The organism is Flagellimonas sp. CMM7 (assembly GCF_021390195.1).
In the GTDB taxonomy this organism is placed as follows: Bacteria; Bacteroidota; Bacteroidia; order Flavobacteriales; family Flavobacteriaceae; genus Flagellimonas.
Window position 1 is genome coordinate 3,374,358 of record NZ_CP090003.1, and the last position, 21,725, is coordinate 3,396,082.

General features: G+C 39.9%; 12 protein-coding genes and 1 tRNA gene. 7 read left to right on the forward strand and 6 right to left on the reverse strand.

The genetic code is table 11. The features are described from left to right. Position 1: 1 nt before the first annotated feature. A complete protein-coding gene (locus tag LV704_RS15215; RefSeq protein WP_163423129.1) occupies positions 2-3,073 on the reverse strand; it encodes a SusC/RagA family TonB-linked outer membrane protein in 3,072 nt (1,023 codons plus the stop codon). 174 nt (positions 3,074-3,247) lie between these two features. On the opposite strand from LV704_RS15215, the gene LV704_RS15220 reads away from it, so the two are divergent. Then, positions 3,248-3,994 (forward strand): DeoR/GlpR family DNA-binding transcription regulator, encoded by a 747-nt coding sequence (locus tag LV704_RS15220; RefSeq protein ID WP_163423130.1) that lies wholly within the window; start codon positions 3,248-3,250, stop codon positions 3,992-3,994. 36 nt (positions 3,995-4,030) lie between these two features. Here LV704_RS15220 and nagB read toward each other — a convergent pair whose 3' ends face one another. Further along, positions 4,031-5,971: a glucosamine-6-phosphate deaminase gene (gene nagB / locus LV704_RS15225; protein ID WP_163423131.1), complete on the reverse strand. Its 1,941-nt coding sequence runs from the start codon at positions 5,969-5,971 to the stop codon at positions 4,031-4,033. A gap of 195 nt (positions 5,972-6,166) precedes the next feature. On the opposite strand from nagB, the gene LV704_RS15230 reads away from it, so the two are divergent. Then, positions 6,167-6,916: a DeoR/GlpR family DNA-binding transcription regulator gene (locus tag LV704_RS15230; RefSeq protein ID WP_163423146.1), complete on the forward strand. Its 750-nt coding sequence runs from the start codon at positions 6,167-6,169 to the stop codon at positions 6,914-6,916. A 5-nt stretch (positions 6,917-6,921) separates the two neighbouring features. Next, the gene (locus tag LV704_RS15235; protein WP_163423132.1) at positions 6,922-7,731 is read left to right on the forward strand and encodes an N-acetylmuramic acid 6-phosphate etherase; all 810 of its coding nucleotides are present in this window, start codon (positions 6,922-6,924) and stop codon (positions 7,729-7,731) included. Positions 7,732-7,750: 19 nt separating this feature from the next. Here LV704_RS15235 and LV704_RS15240 read toward each other — a convergent pair whose 3' ends face one another. Next, positions 7,751-8,869, reverse strand: coding sequence for a PQQ-dependent sugar dehydrogenase (locus tag LV704_RS15240; protein WP_163423133.1), 1,119 nt, complete (start codon positions 8,867-8,869; stop codon positions 7,751-7,753). 175 nt (positions 8,870-9,044) lie between these two features. Beyond that, the gene (locus LV704_RS15245) at positions 9,045-9,239 is read right to left on the reverse strand and encodes a hypothetical protein (protein ID WP_233782060.1); all 195 of its coding nucleotides are present in this window, start codon (positions 9,237-9,239) and stop codon (positions 9,045-9,047) included. Between LV704_RS15245 and LV704_RS15250 the strand changes: the two genes are divergently transcribed. The 4 genes from LV704_RS15250 (at position 9,238) to LV704_RS15265 (ending at position 19,286) form a co-directional block, all read left to right on the forward strand. Then, a complete protein-coding gene (locus tag LV704_RS15250) occupies positions 9,238-17,337 on the forward strand; it encodes a T9SS type B sorting domain-containing protein (RefSeq protein ID WP_233782061.1) in 8,100 nt (2,699 codons plus the stop codon). The genes LV704_RS15245 and LV704_RS15250 overlap by 2 nt on opposite strands. 210 nt (positions 17,338-17,547) lie before the next feature. Beyond that, on the forward strand, positions 17,548-17,844 hold the full coding sequence (locus tag LV704_RS15255) for a hypothetical protein (protein ID WP_163423135.1): 297 nt from the start codon (positions 17,548-17,550) through the stop codon (positions 17,842-17,844). An 88-nt stretch (positions 17,845-17,932) separates the two neighbouring features. Beyond that, positions 17,933-18,007 (forward strand) — tRNA-Pro (locus LV704_RS15260). Between the two features lie 217 nt (positions 18,008-18,224). Then, positions 18,225-19,286 (forward strand): site-specific integrase, encoded by a 1,062-nt coding sequence (locus LV704_RS15265; RefSeq protein ID WP_163423136.1) that lies wholly within the window; start codon positions 18,225-18,227, stop codon positions 19,284-19,286. A gap of 2 nt (positions 19,287-19,288) precedes the next feature. Here the strand turns inward: LV704_RS15265 and istB are convergent, their stop codons facing one another. Further along, a complete protein-coding gene (istB, locus tag LV704_RS15270; protein WP_163424036.1) occupies positions 19,289-20,020 on the reverse strand; it encodes an IS21-like element helper ATPase IstB in 732 nt (243 codons plus the stop codon). A gap of 32 nt (positions 20,021-20,052) precedes the next feature. After that, positions 20,053-21,597 carry an IS21 family transposase gene (istA, locus tag LV704_RS15275; protein ID WP_163424037.1) on the reverse strand — a complete coding sequence of 515 codons (1,545 nt, stop codon included), beginning with the start codon at positions 21,595-21,597 and terminating at the stop codon, positions 20,053-20,055. Positions 21,598-21,725 lie beyond the last annotated feature (128 nt).

The following is a 21,725-nucleotide window of genomic DNA, read 5'->3' on the forward strand; positions in this document are numbered from 1 at the left end:
ATTAGAAATTTGCACTTAGTGATAGAATAAAAGTTCTTGGAATTGGTACATTACCAAAATTCACAGCACGTAACAAGTTTGATTGTCCACCAGCATTTGTTTCTGGGTCATAACTGAAAAAGTTATCGATAGAAATCAAATTTCTTCCTTTTAAGGCGACGGTAAAGTTTTTTACCCCCTTAAAAAGTTCAGGAAATGTATAACCTAATGAAACCTCACGCAATTTTACAAATGAACCATCCTCCATTCTAAATTCTTGAATTGGATATATTGAAGAGATATAACCTCTTGGAAGTTCACCAGATAATTCTTGTTCTGCCAACCTTCCTACACCAACTCCTTGCCTTGTTCGTTTATCGGCATCAAAGACATCAAAACCTTGAACTGATTCCCACAGCATAGAAAATGAAAATTGTTTGTATTGTACATCTGTTCCTATACCAAGGAGATAATCTGGATTTGGATCACCGATAACTCTTCTTAATGCATCACCTGTTGGTTGTCCATTTGCATCTCTTTGAGGAGTTCCTGCCAAAGCGTCCCCTCTTTCTTGTTGAGGTAAGCCATCTGCAGTCAATAGAAAGCTACCATCATCGTTTCTAGCAAAATAGGTTCCATAAAAGACACCCAAGGCTTCACCTTCCCTAACCTGTGGCGGAGCTCCACTTACAGTGGCTATAGATATGGGGCCACCTGTAGTTGCAGTTACCTCATTTCTATTTCTAGTAAAATTAAAGTTCAAATCCCATTTTAAATCATCAGTTTTTATAGGAGTAACTCTCAAGTAGATTTCTAAACCATCGTTTTTCATACTGCCCACATTCTCAAATCGAGAAAGACCTCCTTCAGAAGGAGCCAACGTACGCTGAACAATCAAGTCTGATATTTTCTGATTGTAATATGTGAACAAAACAGATGCTCTATTGTTAAATAAGCTTAAATCTGTACCTATTTCAAATTCCTTTAATCGCTCTACTTCTAAATTTTCATTACCTAGAGCACTGGACTGGCTTAATGAAGTGGTTCCTTGAAACTCGTTTGGATTGTATCTTCCAAACCTTGCATAAGGACCTACTGCTGTAAGGTTTCCTGCTTCACCATAAGATGAACGTATTCTGGCGGAATTTATAACATTGGATATACCTGAATTCTCCCAAAAAGGTTCACTTGATAACACATACGAACCTGATATTTTAGGATAAAAGTTTGTTCTTTTGTCTGGGTCAAAGTTTGTAGCTCCATCAATTCTACCTGCAATGGTTAGAAAGTATCTATCACTAAAAGACAGGGTCTCTTGAACAAAACCTCCAAAAATCTCTAATCTATCATCGCTTTCTTGCCCTTGTAAAGGAACGGTGGGAGTCCCACTTGCATCTAAATCTCGACCCTGAGTTCCAGAGTACTCTAAACTACTAGATTGAAAATTATAGCCAACTATGGTTTGAGAGTTGATATTATCTGAAATATCAAAATCAAATGTAGCGTTCACATCATAATTCCAGTTAAAAATAGTTGCTTCCGCATTACCTTGATAACCATTGTTGAAATATGCAGCGTTAACAGGCTCATAAGCATATATAGGAATTGAAATGTTTCCATCCTGCTTATAAGTGTCCATACCTAAAATTTGATCTATAGTTAAAAAATCAGTTGGTCTCAAAGACACTGTTAGGTTGGGAATGAACCTGGTGACATCTTGGGTAATGTCAAACTCTTCTATTATGGATAAAGGGTTTACTCTGGTGGGTTCTACACTTTGCAGGTTCCCACTTGCATCCCTTTGAGAAGCATTGTAGATATTGTTGGTAATGTTCACGGAATTGATCGGACTCCAAAAAACATTTCCATCTGGCTTTTCATCAGAAGTACTGTTCATAAAGTAAAGCCCTACGTTGTATGATAACCAATCGTTAACGGTATGGTTAAAATTCAACCTTGCGGAAAGTCTATTGTATTTAGTGTTTCTAATGATGCCTTCATTGGACAAATATCCAACGGAAGCTGCATAGCCCATTTTTTCATTTCCATCCCTAATGGACAAATAGTTGTCCGTTCCGAGTCCCGTTTGGAATATTAAATCTTGATAATCAAAACGCTGTACATCTACCTTATTGGTCAAAAGATTAGCGAAAGGTGTTGTGTTTCCTTCAGCATCTCTACCAAATATGGGCCACAATCTTACATCTTCGCCACCAAATTGTTCACCCCTTAAATTCATATCTACTTCCTTTCTTAAGTCATTTACGTTGAATGAAGTTTTAAAGAAAATTTCTGGACCGTCAACAAAATTACCACCTCTTTTAGTGGTAATGATCACTACACCATTGGAAGCACGCGAGCCATAAATTGCAGCTGCAGCTGATCCATTTAAAATGTTGATGTCTTGGATATCGTTCGGATTAATGTCTACCATTCTGTTTTGACCTGGACTGGCATCTCCAGAGCTAACATTTAGGTTGGTTACATTAGTTGTTAAGTTACTGGCAATAACCCCATCAACTATATATAAAGGTTCTGAAGAACCACTTATGGTACTTGGACCTCTTAGTCTTATTGAAAATCCACCTGCGGGATCACCCGAGTTTTGGGTTATTTGAGCACCTGGAACCTTACCTTGAATTGCAGATGTAACATTTATAGGGTCTGCTTTTAAAAGTTCTACACTTTTTACAGTGGTAACGGCGTTACCTAATTTTTTTCGTTCTTGTACCACGGTGGAGCCTGTTACAACAACCTCATCAAGACTTAGAAGATCTTCTGACATTGCAAAGTTGTTGGTTACATCGCCACCAGAATAACTTACACTTATTTTTTCTGTTGAATACCCTAAGTAACTGGCAACAAGTATGTAGTCTGCCTGCTGCAAGTCAGCTTGAAAGCTGTAGTTACCATCAAAATCGGTTACAGTTCCATAAGAAGTGTTCTCAATATAAACAGAAACACCAGGTATGGGCGTTCCGTTTCTACTATCTGTCACTGCTCCGGAGAAGGAGCCTGAATTTTGGGAAAATGCACTGGCACTGACGGCTATGCACACCAAAAACAGTATTTGGCGCAATTTTTTTCCATTCATAAAATTAGTTTTTTCCATTTAGTGTTGGAGTTAGTAATTAAGTTTTATTAAGTAGTTTTCTCAAAAATATGCAAATAATTGCAAAACATGCAATATTTTGCAATATTTTTGAAGGAATTGGGTTTTAACCTTATTTTACTTAAACTTTTACATTTGCTTAAATTATAAAACACCATGCTGAAGGAAGAACGCCATCAGGTTATATTGAACGAAGTACGGATACACAATAAAGTTCTATTGAATGATATTGCCGAGTTAGTTAAGGTCTCTCCAGATACGGTCAGGAGAGATATAAAGGAGCTACATGATAGCAATAAGCTTAAGCGTGTACATGGTGGGGCAATTTCACTGGGATTCAATCATTACAATTATGCCAGTCGAGAAATTTACTCCCTTGAGAAAAAATCAAAAATTGCAGAAAAGGCGGTTTCATTACTCAAAGAAGGGCAGGTAGTCTTATTGAGTGGTGGAACAACAAACCTTGAAATAGCAAGGTTGATTCCACCTTATCTTAAAATAACATGTTTTACTCCAAGTTTACCCATAGCTGTTCAGTTGTTACCTAAACTAAATATTGAAATAATTTTTGTTGGAGGAAAGATTAATAAGGATTCGCAGATTACTATTGGTGGCGGACCCATTGGGGTTTTATCAGAGATAAAGGCAGATATTTGTTTTTTAGGAGTTAACAGCATACATCCAAATGATGGGGTAACCGAATTTGATTGGGAAATAGTTCAAGTTAAAAAGGCTATGATAAATGCATCAAAAAAAGTAGTTGTTCCCTCTATATATGAAAAAATTGATTCTGTTCAGCGATATAAGATTTGCAATATGGATGCTGTTGATTTATTGATAACCGAATTGGACAAAACGGACCCCTTATTGAAACCATATGGAAAAAATACAGATTTGATGTAAAAAAAGAGAGGCGGATAGCCTCTCTTTTTTTATCAATTATTTGAATTTGTAACGGACAAAACCTTCCATGGCTTCATATTCAGCCATACCCAATTGGTTATATTTTTTTGCTGTTTCCGTGTTGCGTTGCTCGGCACGTTGCCAAAATTCACGTTGATCATTGCCTGGAAACATTGCTGCATCTTTTTGGGATTGATGTTTGAAAATGGCATTTTTCTTTCGTTCCATATCCTTGGGGCCAACAGGCACCGCCATTTCCATATCTGCAATATCCCATTCTTGCCAAGCGCCGCGATATAACCAAAGATAACAGTCGTCAATCCAATCAGCTTTTTCTTGAACTAGTCTATCTACTGCTTCATAGATTATTTGAAGACATACACGGTGTGTTCCATGTGGATCAGAAAGGTCACCTGCAGCAAATATCTGATGTGGCTTCACTTTGTTCAAGAGGTCATATGTTATTTGAACGTCTTCCTTTGAATGAGGCTTTTTCTTTACGGTACCAGTTTCATAAAATGGCAGATTCTGAAAATGAGCGTTTTTTTCATCTACTCCGCAATATCTGCAAGCGGCCAATGCTTCGCCTTTTCTTATAAAACCTTTAATTCTTTGAATTTCCGGACTATCTACCTGCCCGGGGGATTTTAAGCTCAAGAACTGTCTTGCGTCCATTAATTTTTTTTCCAGTTCCTTATTGTCATCTTGCACATCGGTGGCAAAATCTAAAAACCGAATCACTTCATCATCAAAAACCGCGATGTTTCCTGAGGTTTGATAAGCTACATGAACCTCATGCCCTTGATCAACCAGGCGTAGTAGTGTTCCGCCCATGGATATGACATCATCATCGGGGTGCGGACTGAATATTAAAGAACGTTTGGGGTAGGGGTCTTTTCGTTCTGGACGTTGACTATCATCTGTATTTGGTTTTCCTCCCGGCCAACCCGTAATGGTTCTTTGCAGTTCATTAAAAACTTTAAGATTAATATGTTCTGCAGAACCTATTTCGGCAACCAAGCTCCCCATTCCATATTCGTTATAGTGTTCGTTTGTGAGTTTTAAAATGGCTTTATTCAGTTTTTCGGAAAGCCACAGTGTTGCTTTCTTGATCAATTTGTCATTCCAGTCACATTCGCTCACCAGCCAAGGTGTGTTGATTCGTGTTAAGGAAGATGCAGCTGCGGAATCCAAAATGAATTCGCAGTTCTTATGGTGTTGTAGGAATGTAGCGGGAATACTCTCTCTAATTTGTCCTTCAACGGATTGTTCTATGATACTTGCTTTACCTTCGCCCCAAGCCATTAGGATTATTCTTTTGGCATCCATAATGGTTCCAACTCCCATAGTGATTGCTTTTTTTGGTACATTTTCAAGCCCAAAGAAATCACTGGCGGCATCCAATCTGGTTACCCTATCTAAGCGCACTAAACGTGTTTTACTCTTTAAAGATGATCCTGGCTCGTTGAAACCAATATGACCTGTTCGTCCAATACCTAATATTTGAATGTCAATGCCACCTGCCTTGTTAATTTTTTCCTCGTACGCATTACAAAAATCACGTACGTCCTCCTTATCCAAGGTTCCATCAGGGATGTGTATATTTTTCTTTTTGATGTCTATATGATCAAAAAGATGTTCGTCCATAAAACGCACATAACTGTGAATAGAATCAGATTTCATTGGGTAGTATTCATCCAAGTTGAAAGTGATTACGTTTTTAAAACTTAATCCTTCTTCTTTATGAAACTTCGCCAAGTAGTCATACATTTTAGTGGGGGTAGAACCTGTGGCGAGCCCTAAAACAACGTTTTTGCCTTGTTTTTGACGCTGCCTAATCAATTGCGCAATTTCATTGGCCACCCAAAAAGAGGCATCTTGGGAATTATCATGTATATGCGTCTCTATTTTTTCAAACTTTTTGGACTCATAGTCATTGGGGTAGCTCAATGTTTTTGGTTTCGTTGCTTGCGACATAGGTGAATAGTTTTAAACTTTTGAGGTGCAAACGTAATCAAAAAAAATCATTTTTGCTGTTTATTGCTGTAATTAATGCTGTTATGTGCAATAATTAACTTTTAACTAACATAATGGTAATAAAAACGGAATAAAATGGCATGGCGAATATTTTCATATATTTGCCCCGATGAGCATTGTCTTAATGTATCTTTTATGTTAAAAGAAGAACGACAACATGTTATTTTAAATGAAGTGGCACTGCATAACAAGGTGTTATTGACTGATATTGCTGAAATATTGGATGTCTCAATAGATACCATCAGAAGGGATGTAAAGGAACTTGATAGTGAAAATAAACTTCGTAAAGTGCATGGAGGAGCAGTTTCTTTGGGTTTTACCAACTCTACAGTTAGAAACACCAATATTTATGCTCTTGAAGAAAAGACGAAGATTGCTGAAAAAGCGGTATCGATGCTCAAGGAAGGAGGAGTAGTGTTCATTGATGGCGGTACTACTTGTCTTGAATTGGCAAGACAAATTTCAGAGAATATTAAATTAACTTGTTTTACCATGAGTCTCCCTGTAGCAATGGAGTTATTGGCAAAGCCTAATGTGAAAGTTATTTTCATTGGAGGAGAAATTTCACCAGATTCGCAAATATCTATAGGGCCCGGTACAATCCGCCAATTATCAGAAATAAGAGTGGATTATAGTTTTATAGGAACAGGCTATGTAGACTCCCTGTACGGATTAACCGAATTTGATTGGGATATTGTTCAAGTTAAAAAAGCAATAATCAAGGCTTCCAAAAAAACTGTACTTTTGTCGATATCTGAAAAATTAAATTCCCAACACCGATATAAAACCTGTGATATTAATGCCATTAATACGATGATTACGGAATTAGATCCCAACAATAACCTTTTAAACCTCTTTAGAAACCAAGAGATTCATCTTTTGTAATGGAAATGAATTATAAGAAAATCACAGAGAATCCTTCAAATTATGACAATTTGGAGCAAATGGATACCAGTACCATTTTAGATAGTATCAACAAAGAAGACAGAAAAATAGCCGATTCGGTTGCTTTGGTCATTCCACAAATAACCAAACTTGTGGATTTGGCTGCCGAGCGTTTCTTAAAAGGGGGACGCTTGTTTTATATTGGAGCAGGGACCAGTGGTCGTCTAGGAATTTTGGATGCTTCCGAAATACCTCCAACTTATGGTATGCCCTACAATAGAGTGATAGGGTTAATAGCAGGTGGTGATGATGCCATAAGAAAAGCTGTTGAGTTTGCTGAAGATAGCACACTGCAGGCATGGAAGGACTTAAAGAAGTTTGATGTAGATGAAAAAGATGTCATAATTGGCATTGCTGCTTCTGGAACTACGCCTTATGTTTTGGGAGGAATTAGAGAGGCTAAAGAAAATGGTTTGTTAACTGCCGGTATTACCAATAACCCTGGTTCCCCATTAGCGGTAGAATCCGATATCCCCATTGAGGTTGAAGTAGGTCCAGAATTTGTGACTGGAAGTACCCGTATGAAAAGTGGCACAAGTCAAAAACTTGTTTTAAACATGATTTCCACGGCATTAATGATAAAGATTGGGAGGGTAAAGGGAAACAAGATGGTCAATATGCAATTGAGCAATACCAAGTTAGTAGATCGCGGTACACGATATTTAGTAGAAGAGCTTGGTTTGGACTATAACGATGCGGAAAAAGCATTAAAAAAATACGGCTCCGTAAAACGTGCAATAGAAGAAATGAAGTAGTTTTTATATTGTCCGGCGACTAGTTGGGCGTTATTCTATAAATTCCTTTTCCTTCAATTCCAACGTAAATAAAACCATCAGGTGATTGGCGTACACTCCTAAGTCGACCCATGCCATCCAATAATTTTTCACGATATACTACCTTGTTGTTTTCAATAACAAGTCGTTCCAAATATTGAAAGGCCAAGGAACCAACAAGTAGATTCCCCTTCCAGTTAGGGTATTTATCCGAAGTTACAAAAGTCATTCCGCAAGGAGCAATGGAAGGTGTCCATTGATAAATAGGTTGCTCCATGCCTGTTTTTGAAGTTTTATCCGTAATTTTTGTACCACTATAGTTGATTCCATAGGTAATTATTGGCCATCCATAGTTTTTCCCTTTTTGTACAATATTAATTTCATCACCGCCTCTTGGTCCATGCTCATGCTCCCATATCTGCCCAGTTTCATAATGTTTTGCTAGACCCTGAGGATTTCGGTGACCATAGCTGTATATGGCAGTTTTAGCACCTGACCTATCTGCAAATGGATTGTCTTTAGGGATTTGGCCATCATCGTGTATTCTGTATATTTTTCCGCCATCTTTGGTAATATCCTGAGGGTTTACATCCCTGTTGCCTCTATCACCCACAGAAAAGTATAAAAACCCTTCATTGTCAAACTCTAACCTAGATCCAAAATGCTGCCCTTTGGTTGTATTGGGCATAGCTTTATAGAGTAATTGCTTTTCTACAAGCGAGTTTTCAGATAGCTTGGCCCTCATTATGGTTGTGTTTCCCCCTTTATTGCTGCCATTTGAGGAAGCGTAGGACAGATAAAGCCACCCATTTTCTTCGTAATCGGGGTGTAATTCAATATCTAAAAGCCCTCCTTGTCCGCGTAAATAGACCTTGGGAACATTGTCTATTTCAATGGTCTTTCCACTTTTATAAAGAAGAAGTTTCCCTGCCTTTTCAGTTATTAAAATAGCCCCATTTGGAAGAAATACCATGCCCCAAGGGTTTTGAATACCGGAAACTACAAGTTCAGCAGTAAAATCAACATGTGTGGGAAGATTTATGCCCTTATCAGATTTTTGAGCACAAGATGAAGTGAGCATTACAACGAAAAAATAAGGAAGTATCGCACTTTTTTTCATAATTTAACGTTGAAATAAAAGAATTTATAGACGAACTACGGCTTTTTATAGTCGAAAGATAAAAGAAATATATAAGTTTAGATAATTACAATCATAGAATATAAGGTCCCAAATCCGAAGTATTCTACCATAACAAGACTTAACCTATGCTTCCTCAAAAAACAAGGCATTTGCTTTATGCCGTGTTGTTGGTATTTATATCAATATTTTGTTCCACGGTACTTGCAAAAACAGAGGTCAAAACGATACTTACAAAAATAGTGTCGACCGTTTCAGAACCTTCTACTGAAGAGGCTTCGTCGATTTCTAACATCGATGATTCAGTGGCTAAAACAAATACTTTTCTTTCTGCAAGTAGCAGTATGTTCATGACCATTATCCAAGGGGCCAATGAAGAAGTGGTCTGCCCCAATGATGGTAGTACCTTGGCAAAATTTTTCTTATGTGGTACCAGTGATATTAGAACTTTAACATTAAGCCAATCTGGCAGTAGCTACGAATGGCAAAAATTAGACCCCAATACCTGTGCACCTACAGTAGTGGATGATTGTCCTACAATTAATGCAGCTTGTACTTGGAACACCGTTGGCACAGGAGCAACATATAGCCTTGATTCTGCAGGCGAATTTAGGGTACGAGTTGATTCTGGCCAGTTCTTTTACTTTAAGACTACTTTAAACCCACTAGATCCGCAGCTGATCAAAGAAGATATTATTTGTGGAAACCCTGGTAGGGTAGAAGTAACCAATGTACCCGCAGGTTACGAGTATAGTTTAAATAACTCTGGAGGACCTTACCAAGACGACCCATTTTTTGATATTACCACTCCCGGTAATAATATGGTTTGGGTGCGTTTAAAGAATGTTTCTGCCAGTGCATGCTTGTTCCCTTCAAATACTGTGAACATTCAAAATTTGGATATCACTGTTGATGTTACTGCCAATGATATTTTATGTAGTAGCGAGTTGGGTAGTATAGATGTTCAAGTTTCTGGAGTTCCAGGTTTTTATACCTATCGTTTGATAAAAAATGGAGTAACTGTAGATACTTTTGGACCAAATGGATTGGATTCCTATACTTTTGCCAATGTAAGCCCAGGAGTATATAGCATAAGAGTAGATACAAATGATTGTTCCGAAACTGTTACAACGGATACTGGCGGTGCTACTATTGAAATAGGAAATGGGATTAGTCCTCTGGATGTTGTGGCCACGGCTTCTGCCAGTTTTGGCTGTGGAGCTGCTTCCGTTGATGTGGATTTAACGACTACAGGAGGTACGGCACCCTATCGTTTCAGTGTAGACGGCGGGGCATTTGGTTCAACCTATACGAGCACCACATCATTTACAGTAACAACTCCCGCAACCTATGCTATTTTGGTAGAAGATGCCAATGGTTGTCAACGAACTGCTTCGGTAAACGTACCAGATATTCCACCACCAATTTTTAATATCACGGAAGAAGATGCCAATTGCGGGGGATCTAACAATGGTAGAATTACCGTAAATGTCACCAGTGGATTTGGATATGAGATAGAATATAGTAACGATAATGGAGCTAGTTATCAAACAAGTAATGTGTTTTCCAATTTGGCTCCAGGTACTTACGATATCGTTTTACGATATGAACAAGACTCTTTCACTTGTACTACATCACCAATTGTAGGAACAATAGGAACGCCTTCAAATATCAGCGCAACTGCAACCCCAGATTCAGTGCCTACTTGTGCAAATGAAAATGGAGGTCAGATCACTATTTCAGGAGTTTCAGGAGGAACAAGTCCTTACGAATATAGTGTTGGCGCAGGTTTTGGTGCAAACCCAGTATTCTCAAATCTAGGAGTAGGAACCTATACCCCATTGATTAGGGATGCAAATGGGTGTGTTCAGCCCTTACCGGATATTGTTTTTAACGTCCTTGATAAACCTACGGATATAGCGTTTACTATTTCCAGTTTAGACTGTATTACTACTACGGCTTCCGTGGGATTGGTCATAACTGGGGGAACAGGCCCATATAATCATGAAATCATTGCTCCGGCAGCGAGTGCTGTAAACAACGGAACGGTTAGCACATTTACTGGATTGGGACTTGGAACCTACACGTTTAGGGTAACCGATAATGAAGGATGTTCGTATGATGAGAACTACGCGATTACAGATATCAGTTCAATAGGTGTGCAAGCACAGCAAACCAAAGTGGTCACCTGTGTTGGAGATTCTGATGGAGAAGGTCGTTTCTTAGTTGATGGTTTTAACACTACCTATAGTTATGATATAGATGGAGGAACACTGTTCACGGGTCAAAATAGCGGAATTGTACCATTGACCGGATTGGCAGCCGGAAGCTATGTCATTTCCGTTACTGATGAAGATACCAATTGTACGGATACTTCAACCCTTACAATTGAAGAACCTTCAATAGCCTTTGCCATTTCAAGTTTGGATGTAACCGATATGAGTTGCCAAAATGGAAATACCGGTGCCGTTAGAGTTAATACCGTAGGTGGCTGGGGAGCTAATCGATATACTTTAACGCAACCAGATAGTTCCACAAGAGGACCAAAAAATGGGAGTGTTTTCTCTAATCTTTCCCAGGATGGTCTATATCAAGTAAGTGTAACAGATGCTAACGGTTGTACCGTAACAGATAGTTTTACATTAACCATTTTACAAGCCCCAACTTTGACATTGGATGCTGGAGCTTCAGACTTTTGTTATGATAACTTTACAGCAGCTACCCTAGTGGTCAATGCAACTGCTGGTACTGCGCCATATCAATATAGAATAAATGGAGGTGCATTAGGTGCAAGCAATAGTTTTTCAGGGCTTACACCAGGAAACTACAGCATAGAAGTAGTGGATGCAAACGATTGTAGAGATACAGTTACAGCTACTATTGAACCTCAAGTAACTGCATTGGCAACGACCATTCAAGAACTGGATTGTGCTGGTCCGCCTGCGCAAATTCAAGTAAATATTAGCAATGGATATACCTCTGGAGGTAACTACGACATTTATGAGGTACAGATTAATGGTGGGGGATATTCATCAGATAACAATAACATCACAGGAAATTCCTTTATATATAGTATACCTAATGATGGTTCAATCGTTTCAGATACAACGTATCAGTTTTTGATTACAGACAGTCAAGGATGTACAACAGAATCAAATATTGTAACCATAACACCTCCTGAAACCATAGCAGGTTCAGTGGTTGGAATAGATACACAATGTGGTGATGCAACTAGCGGAATTGTTGAAGTGATTGCTGATACTTCTCAAGGGGTTCCACCATATGAATATAGTAATGATAACGGAGCGACATTTAGTTCCCAAAATATTTTCTCTGGTTATGGTCCTGGAACCCACGGAGGATTTATGGTTAGAGATAGTAGAGGTTGCGTAAGTCCGGCTTATAATGTCACTATTGCAGCAAGCGCTGCACTTAATGCTACATCAACCCCTAGCCCTGCAGTGTGTTCATCTGGACCTATTGTAGGTTCTATTGCTACCTCTCTATCTAATGGGGTTGCACCGTTTGATTATGTTCTATTGGATGTGAACGGTACCTTAGTGGCTTCTTCAATGGGTACCGCCAGTACTATTGCTAACTTTCCAAATCTACCTGTTGGTAATTACACTGTGGTAACTACAGATGCTCAAGGGTGTGAGGATAGAGATGAGATAGTAATAGATCAAAACACATTGGATTTAACTCCTTTGGATACACCACCAGCACTATGTTCGGATACATTATTTCCATATAGGGTTCAAGCTAGTGGAGGTACGGCACCTTACGAATTTAGATTGGTGGGTGACCCAATATTTCAGTTGGGTACAGGTGTAAATAATGATATTTTCGATGTTACTGGCCTTGTGGTCCCAAATGTGACTTACTTTGTCGAAGTCATGGATGCAAATGGCTGTACTTATATTGAAGAGATAGATTTCTTGACAGCTCCAAATCCTGTAACTGTAACTGCTACATCGACCACAGCTTCTTGTAATGTCGCAGGGAGTGGAGGAATTGATTATGAAGTTTCTGGCATTTCTTTAAATCCAGGAAACTTCACGGTAACCCTTCAAAATACAGATACTGGAGCTACTATATCTGGTCCAACACCATATATAACAGAACCAATTCCATTTAATGATACATTCACTGGGTTGGCACCTGGCAATTATCAAATTATAGTTACGGATACCGATACTGGATGTAGTGCGAGTACACTTGTTTTTATTGGATTTAGTTCGCCTTCCATCGTTATTGACAATAATGTAGAGGCTACTTGTAATACCGGAGCTCTTATTACGGTAAGGGGCTTTGGTGGAACCGCACCGTTTGAATATGCTTATGTTCCAAATGGCGACCCTGCACCTATGGTCTTTGTTGCGGACACTACATTTGAAATACCAGGACCTTATCCTTCAGATTATGATTTTTATGTGCAGGACGCCAATGGATGTACTGCCCTAGTTACAGCAACCGTAACGCAGGAAGCTGGAATCCCAACGCCAGCCATAGATGTTATCAATCAATGTACGGCAACCAGTGGTTATCAAATTAACGTGACTGCCCCGTTATCTACTGGTTCAGGTCTACCTGAAGAAACCTTTATGTATGATATTGGCAGTGGTTTTCAGAGCAGTGTCAATTTTGTAGTCCCAAATCCAGGAAGTTATGTGATTACCATACGAGATGGTAATGGATGTACAGATACTATAGCAGCAGATGTTTTTGATTTTTTCGCCATAACAGCTGATGCAACTTCTTTCCCAACGTGTAACGCAGGTGATGGTGAAATAACGGTAAATACTACTGGTGGTAGTGGTAATTTTGAATTTCAATTGCGAAATGCTGTAACGTTAGCCAATATTGGGGCTGCACAGAGTTCCAATACATTCACCGGTGTATTACCTGGAGATTATAATATTTTGGTTACTGATTTAAGTTCGAATACCACACCCTTATGTACCGATGAGGCCATTGTTAATGTCTCGACGGTTAACACACCTGTTATTACAGCAACACCAAGTACTGAAATTACATGTAATGGAGCTGATAATGGTACTATTTCTGTGGAATTACAACCAGGTAGTGATACAGATACTCCTTTAAGCTATATTTTATATGATGGTGCCAGTGCAACAATAATGGCCGGCCCTCAAGCATCACCGGTATTTGATGATTTAGCACCAGATACTTATCAGGTAGAAGTGGTTTCAGATAGGGGATGTACAGATCGTTCAGGAGATATTCTTATTAGTGAGCCAACACTTTTACAGGTTGATGCAATAAACACTGAATTCAGTTGTAACCCTTCAAGTAACCAATTTAGTACCGCGACCATTACCATTTTTACGGATACCAATGGAGATGGCTCGGGTACTGCTACTGGAACAGGTCCTTATACGTATAGTATGAATGATGGTACCCCACAGTTTGATGGAACAAACTTCCAAACAAGCAATACGTTTGAAGTTATTGACAATGGGACCAATCAAAGTATTATTCTTACAGCAAGAGATCAGAATGGCTGTGAAGAAATGACAACGGTCAATATAAATACACCTACGGATATTACCTTTAGTTATAGTGTTAGTCCACTTACTTGTGATGCTTCAGGAGCAGGAGTAAGTCCAGGATCCATTACGGTTATTGTAAATGAGGGCGCAGGAAATTATGAGGTCGAGATTTTGCCGTTAGGCTCGGAACCAGCTAGAAGTTCTTCCGGTACGGATCGTGTCGTTTGGCCAATTTCAACACCTGGTGATTATATTTTTGCTGTTACTGATGTTGGTAATGGAGGTTGTTCCTACTTAACAACTACCGTAAACATGCCAGAGTATAACAATATTGAAGCGGTAATTGCTGAGGTAAGACCTGTTACTTGTTTTAACGGTAATGACGGAGAAATCAGCTTAGAAATAAACAACTTTAGTGGAACATATAACTACGAAGTTTTTACACGAGACAATTCTGGTGTTGAAACCACGACTGGTGTAACAGGAGGTTTTGATACCAATGCACCAATTAATAGCCCCGAAATTATAACTGGACTACCGGCAGGTAACCTTATCGTTTATGTTGAAGCCTTGGATACGCCTTTCTGTGATGTAGTCAGTAACATTGTTACTGTAAGATCTCCAGATAGAGCATTATCTGTTGTGGCAAATCAAACCTCAGAAGTTACATGTAATGTACCAGGGTTGGGAGAAATTACTGCTACAGGAGATGGAGGTTGGGGAACCTATGAATATCAGTTGATAGCTCCAGATGGTAGCACAGTACTCGTTGATTACCCAAATACAAACCCAATCTTTCAGAATTTATCTACAGGAAATTATACTGTAAACATTAGGGATTTTAGAGGTTGTGAAGAAAGCACTATGGTTAATCTTCCACTACCTACACCTATTACAGCGGATATTCAAGTGGTTAGCCCATTGGCATGTAATAATGACAATAACGGTGTTATAGAAACGTACAACGTTTTGGGGGGACAAGGTCCAGGTAATTACCTGTATCAGTTAAATAGAATTACAGATGGGACAAATAGTGGACTTCAGATTACCCCTACTTTCGCTAATTTATCTGCAGGAGAATATACCATTACAATTTTTGATGGATGGAATTGTAGCTTTACAACAGTTCCGATTACAGTTCAAGATCCTGAAATTGTAATTGCTGAATTGGTTGAACTTCAACCACCAGGTTGTGGAGATTTGGGAAGAATGGAACTAACTGTAACAAACCCCGAAGTTGGAGTGGATTATTTTTACCGTAGAGCTGGAACAGCAGACCCATTTACACCTTTTGGAGCTGGTTTAACGAGCATAGAAATAACGGCTGATATTACAATAGATCCAGGACCGTTCCAATATGAAGTTCAGAACTCCAACGGATGCCCATTTGAAAGCTCTAATCAGATTTCTTTGGATCCTGCAGCACCTTTGGTAATTGCTTTGGATTTGACAAACGCAACCATCAATTGTGCAGGAGAGGCAACGGGAATTATCCGTTCTGAAGCTTTTGGGGGAATTGGTAGTTATGTATATACATTATTAAACTCAAACACTCCGCCTAATCCAACTGTGGCCAATACAGTAAGATCAGCTCAGAGTTCTGGAATATTCAGAGATCTAAACCCCGGAACATATTATGTTTATGCGCAGAGTGGTGGTTGTGAAGCAATATCTACACCAATTGTCATTGAGCCAAAACCACCTTTGGTATTGGATTACTTAGAAGCGGTTCCTGTAATATGCCATGGAGATAGTAACGGGCAAATCATAATAGAGGCTAGCGGAGGTACAGGTGCAATTAGATATTCAATATCTGATACATTAAGTGAATTCTTTGAAGGTGATGACCCTGCAAATCCAAATAGAAAGACTTTTAATGATTTATCTCCAAGAACATATGATGTGATCATTCAAGATGATTTAGGTTGTACTATAACCAGAACTGTGGAAATAACCCAACCTATGGAATTGTTGGCAGGTATAGCTTCTACCACACCAGAAATATGTTTGGGTGATGAGGATGGTACATTAACTTTAAATGTAACAGGAGGTACCGCGCCTTATTACACTAGTGTGAATTCTGCAGACGATGCTGACTTTGTCTTAAACAGCACAATGTTTTTTGATGGACTTCAAGGGGGTGAAACTTACGTGATTTTCATTAGGGATTCCAATGGTTGCCAGACTAACATTGTTGCTGAAATAGGAATAGGTATTGAACTCATGGCAGAACCAATAGTTCAATATGGTTGTGATGGTATTTTTCCAAATAGTACAGCGACTGTTTCCATTACGGATAGTGCATTATTGCCAAACCTGCTGTTTTCATTGGATGTTGATGATATTCAATTGGCAAATGATCAAAGAGTGTTCGGAGATCTTCCACCAGGAGAACATACCGTTTATATTTATCACCAAAATGGTTGCGTAACATTTGTGGAGTTTGAAATAGATGCATACGAGCCATTGATTCTAGAAGCAGAAAAAATTGGCCCTAATGAAGTTAAAGCAATTGCGACCGGTGGATTTGGAGGATATGAATATTTCTTCCAGGGAGAATCGTTTGGAGAGTTAAATGTTTTTACAATTAATCAAGATGCCAATATCACCATAATGGTAAGAGACCAAAACGGATGTGTTGCTAATTTAGTAATGCCTTTTGATTTTGACGGAATGCCGGAAATTCCAAATTTCTTTACCCCGGATGGTGATAATCTAAATGATTATTGGAGACTTGGCAATAGTAGTTTCTTTCCAAACTTGGAAGTGAAAATCTATGATCGATATGGACGTGTAGTAGCTATATTAGATGAAGTAAAAGGTTGGGATGGTACTTATGAGGGTAGTGAGTTGCCAACTGGAGACTACTGGTATGTGGTCAATGCAAATGACAAAGATAAACAACAGTATGTAGGGCATTTTACACTTTACAGGTAAGTTATTGTAATCGTTTTTGAGTATATTTACGCTTGTACTGTAGTTTTATTATTTGAATTTGTACGATTTAACCAATAGATTCAATTCACCTAAAGAAACAATAGTTCATTTAAAGAAATATAAAGCTGCCATTTTAATGGTATTACTAGTTCTGTTGCCCGTATATGGTTTCTAGAAGTCTAGTTGGCTAATTCTTAAACGTGCTAATTAATGGATAAAAACCAATCTACGCCTGTTCCCTCTTTTTTAACCTGCGAATCTGAAAATCTTGACTATTCTATATTTCAATTGAATCTTTATCTTAACGGATATAGCGAAGGAGATAAACCATATAAAATAGATTACAATACCTTGTTGATGAGTTATCATCTTTGGAAAGGAAAAAACCTGGACGAGTTTTGTCAAAATCAAACTCTAGGTTATTTTTTATTGAATCCTGCAAATGATTCTGCAGAAGCACGAGAGGCTTTTTGTATTGAAATCCGTGAATTCCTATCTGGAGTTTGAAAAATCTAAAACCTCTAAATTAGATTTTTGAATTTGTAGAACTTCAGGCTCAAATGTCATTAAAATTTATATTTTTGCAATCCATTTTCGGGATGTGGCGCAGTCCGGTTAGCGTACACGGCTGGGGGCCGTGTGGTCGCAGGTTCAAATCCTGTCATCCCGACGAACTGCCTTTTTGGCAATATCAAAGCACTGTTAATCGTATGATTGTCAGTGCTTTCCATTTTTTCTGCAATCATTTGATATCAATTAATAGCACATTATAGGTGTGCAATTCGGTGTGCACACCGGTATAGTGTTTGTTGTACTTTTAAGTAGCAATAAGGTGATTTAAATGTAGTCTTTACAATTCATTATTGTTTAACAAAAAGACGTACAACATGCGAACAGACAGCACTTTAGCGGTAATCTTCTTTACCCGAAAAAAGCGAAACAATCCTGACAAACTGGATATCTATATCCGGATTACGGTCAACCAAAGGCGTGCAGAAATTAGCCTAAAAAGAGATATTCCGGTGTGCAATTGGGATGTTTTAATAGGAAGGGCCAAGGGAAACACCCCAAACATTGAAAGACTCAATGGCTATTTAGAACAGGTTTACGCGGAGATATTCAACTCCTATAAACAATTGCACTTGGAACGAAAGCTAATTACAGCAAACGCCATCAAACTACGTTATTTGGGTGAAGACGAACAGCACAAGACCCTTATGGAACTCGTAGCGTATCATAATTCTACCATGCACATCACCCTAAAGCCAGGTACGTTGAAAAACTATGCCACTACTGAAAAGTATCTGAAACAGTTTTTAAAAGATAAAAAGAAAGCCAATGACATCTTTCTCATTCAATTGAACTATCGATTTATTGTGGACTTTGAGCAGTACATCAGAACCTACAGACCCAAGAAGGCTCAAAGAACCTGTACCAACAACGGGACAATGAAACATTTGGAGCGCCTTATGAAAATGACCAATCTCGCCGTAAAAATGGAATGGTTGGACAAAGACCCATTTCGGAACTATAAACTCAATTTTGTAAAAAGCGAACGAAATTATCTAAGTCAACGAGAAATAGACCTGATTACCAACACCACCTTTAAAAGTGAAACCTACGAACGGGTAAAGGATGTATTTCTATTTAGTTGTTATTCAGGGCTTTCCTATATCGATGTAAAAGAACTGGTGCCCACTCAATTGCTGATTGGCATAGATGGCAATTATTGGCTCCATACAAAAAGGGAAAAGACCAATGAAGCGGTAAAAATCCCCTTATTGCCAAAGGCAAAAGAGATTGTGGAAAAGTACAAACAAGAAAGCGAGATTAGCGAAAAACTACTTCCTGTACTCAGCATGGATAGGGCGGCCAAAGTATACCGCCCACAGCGGATGAAAGTGAGCAGTGTAAACGAAGTACTTAAAATCGATTCATTCGTGTGTTAAAATTAATGATTATTCCTTAGTTTTTTTCTCATTGATTCCCCTTTTATGCCTATCCTATGTGCGGTATGCACCAAGCGATCGAGGATTGCGTCCGCAATGGTCTTTTCCCCAATTATCTCATGCCATGCCTCTACGGGCAGTTGGGAAGCTATTATCGTCGATCGTTTTCCGTGCCTGTCCTCTATTATTTCCATAAAGGAGTGCCTGTTTATATTGTCCAAGGGTTTCAGGCCAAAGTCGTCCAGTATCAGCAGGTCCTGTTTTTCGAGCTTGCCTATCAGTTTTAGATATGAACCGTCGGCCTTTGATGTCTTTAGCGTGGTAAAGAGCTTTGCGGTATTGAAGTACATGACCTTGCTGCCCATCGAGCAGGCCTGATGGCCTATGGCGGAGGCCATATAGCTTTTGCCCACGCCCGTGCTCCCCGTAATGAGGATGTTCTCTTTTCTGCCGATGAACTCGCAGGACGCAAAACGTTGCACCTGGTTCTTGTCGATGTTCCTTTCGGGAGTGTAGTTGATCGCTTCCATTACGGCACTGTACCTGAACCTGGCCGCCTTGGTCAGGCGTTCTATCTTGCGGTTCTGCCTATCGTCCCATTCGGACTGCATAAGGTAGGCCAGTAGTTCATCGTTGGTGTAATCGATGCTCTGGGACGAGAGGCTGGTGTTGAAGGCCCTAATCATTCCGTGGAGCCTTAACTGTTTCATTTGTTCCAATGTCTGTTCGTTCATGATGCTTGTTTTTAATTATTGTTAAGCGATTATTATTTGTAATAGTTCCCTCCCCTGATGTTTTCATGGTCGGGCACCTCGGTGTTGTCCAGTGGGTCGTCTTCAAGGACGTCCCACCCCTTTTTCAGGATACGCTCTACCATTTTGTAATTGTATGCCCCATAGTCGGATGCGCGCCTGCAGGCATTGTCCAAGCGCCGGTTTCCTACTTTCTTGGCCAAGTGGAGTATGCCCAGACAGGACTTATAGGACTGTTCGGGATGTTGTTTCTTGTCGAGTATCCCGATGATGTATCCCTTGCAATGGTCGCCGATATGCCCTGCCCAAGCGATGAACTTCTCGCTGCTCCATTCGCTGACGAACCGATGGTGCGATGGCATATGCTCCGCCATGGTGGTATACCCGTACTTCTGCCTTTTCCTTGTATGGGCGGCAAGGCGTTCGTGCCTGTGGTATATCTCGACGAAGCTATGGGTGTAGACGATCTTGATCTGCTTGCCGATGTGCCGATAGGGTACGCTGTAATAATGCTTGTCCTTGCCAAGGTAGATGTGGCTGTTCTTGTGTACGGTGCCCTTTGCGTAGAATCTTATCTCGTACCGCTTCAATGGAAGGGGCTTGAGTTCTTGCCGTTCCACTTCCTTGAACAACGAGTACCGGGAGTACTCCCTTCCCCTGAACGACCTGTCATTGTGTGTTTTCAGTAGTTCCGATATGGCCTTGTTGATTTCGGTTACGGAATGGAAGGCCTGGTTGCGCAACGGCGCAAAGACCCTGGTGTAGATGATCCGGACGGCATTCTCTACGATGGCCTTGTCCCTTGGCCTGTAAGCCCTTGTGGGAAGTACGGCCGTTTCGTAGTGTTCGGCGAAATCGGCAAATGTCTCGTTGACCTTGGGCTCGTAACGACTGCTCTTGGTAACTGCCGATTTTAGGTTGTCCGTAACCATTGCTCGGGGAACCCCGCCGTAAAACCAAAGGGCGTTCTCGGTACAGCGCATGAAGTCTTCCAGTTTTTGGCTTGTACAGGCCTCGACATAGGTATATTGGCTACTTCCCAATACGCATACGTAGACTTCCAGTTCTTGTAGCTCCCCCGTATGTCTATCTACGATAACAAGCTTTTTCCCCGTAAAATCTATGAATAGCTTGTCGCCCGCTTTGTGGGTAAAGTGCATTACGGGGGAGACTTCCTTTGTCCATTCCCGATACCAGTACCTGAACTGTGAGAGCTTGAAGCCGTCCGGGTGCTTCTCGTAATATTCCTCCCATAACAATTGCTTGGTAACACCCGTCCTGCGTAATTCCCTGTCAAAATAGGGAAAGTACTTCTCGAGGGTCTTCAATTGTTCGCTCTTGGGCTTTTGGTCCGACCGGAAAAGCCTGTGGATCTCCTCCAGGGTCATTGCGGACACCTCATAGGAGGTCAGCTTGTACCGCTTGAAGAAGTCGATGTACTTGGTTACGGTATTGCGGGAGAGGCCCAGCTGCTTGCTGATGCCCCGTTTGCTCGCGCCCTCGCCGTACAATTTGAAAATCTGTTTTGCCTTGCGCATATCTATCTGTTTGTTTGCCATCGTCTTTTTTACAAAAGAACCGATGGTAACCCACAAATAGAATCGATTTTTTAGTGGTTCACTTTCGTCCGCCCGGTGTGGCTCACTTTAACCCGCCCGGGGTGGTATACTATGCCCGTTTTTTGCAC

What these genes read in the sequence shown, in the direction of transcription:
- LV704_RS15215 (WP_163423129.1), bottom strand. Translation starts at nt 3,073, where the DNA reads ATGAATGGAAAAAAATTGCGCCAAATACTGTTTTTGGTGTGCATAGCC.
- LV704_RS15220 (WP_163423130.1), top strand. Translation starts at nt 3,248, where the DNA reads ATGCTGAAGGAAGAACGCCATCAGGTTATATTGAACGAAGTACGGATA.
- nagB (WP_163423131.1), bottom strand. Translation starts at nt 5,971, where the DNA reads ATGTCGCAAGCAACGAAACCAAAAACATTGAGCTACCCCAATGACTAT.
- LV704_RS15230 (WP_163423146.1), top strand. Translation starts at nt 6,167, where the DNA reads ATGTTAAAAGAAGAACGACAACATGTTATTTTAAATGAAGTGGCACTG.
- LV704_RS15235 (WP_163423132.1), top strand. Translation starts at nt 6,922, where the DNA reads ATGAATTATAAGAAAATCACAGAGAATCCTTCAAATTATGACAATTTG.
- LV704_RS15240 (WP_163423133.1), bottom strand. Translation starts at nt 8,869, where the DNA reads ATGAAAAAAAGTGCGATACTTCCTTATTTTTTCGTTGTAATGCTCACT.
- LV704_RS15250 (WP_233782061.1), top strand. Translation starts at nt 9,238, where the DNA reads ATGACCATTATCCAAGGGGCCAATGAAGAAGTGGTCTGCCCCAATGAT.
- LV704_RS15245 (WP_233782060.1), bottom strand. Translation starts at nt 9,239, where the DNA reads ATGAACATACTGCTACTTGCAGAAAGAAAAGTATTTGTTTTAGCCACT.
- LV704_RS15255 (WP_163423135.1), top strand. Translation starts at nt 17,548, where the DNA reads ATGGATAAAAACCAATCTACGCCTGTTCCCTCTTTTTTAACCTGCGAA.
- LV704_RS15265 (WP_163423136.1), top strand. Translation starts at nt 18,225, where the DNA reads ATGCGAACAGACAGCACTTTAGCGGTAATCTTCTTTACCCGAAAAAAG.
- istB (WP_163424036.1), bottom strand. Translation starts at nt 20,020, where the DNA reads ATGAACGAACAGACATTGGAACAAATGAAACAGTTAAGGCTCCACGGA.
- istA (WP_163424037.1), bottom strand. Translation starts at nt 21,597, where the DNA reads ATGGCAAACAAACAGATAGATATGCGCAAGGCAAAACAGATTTTCAAA.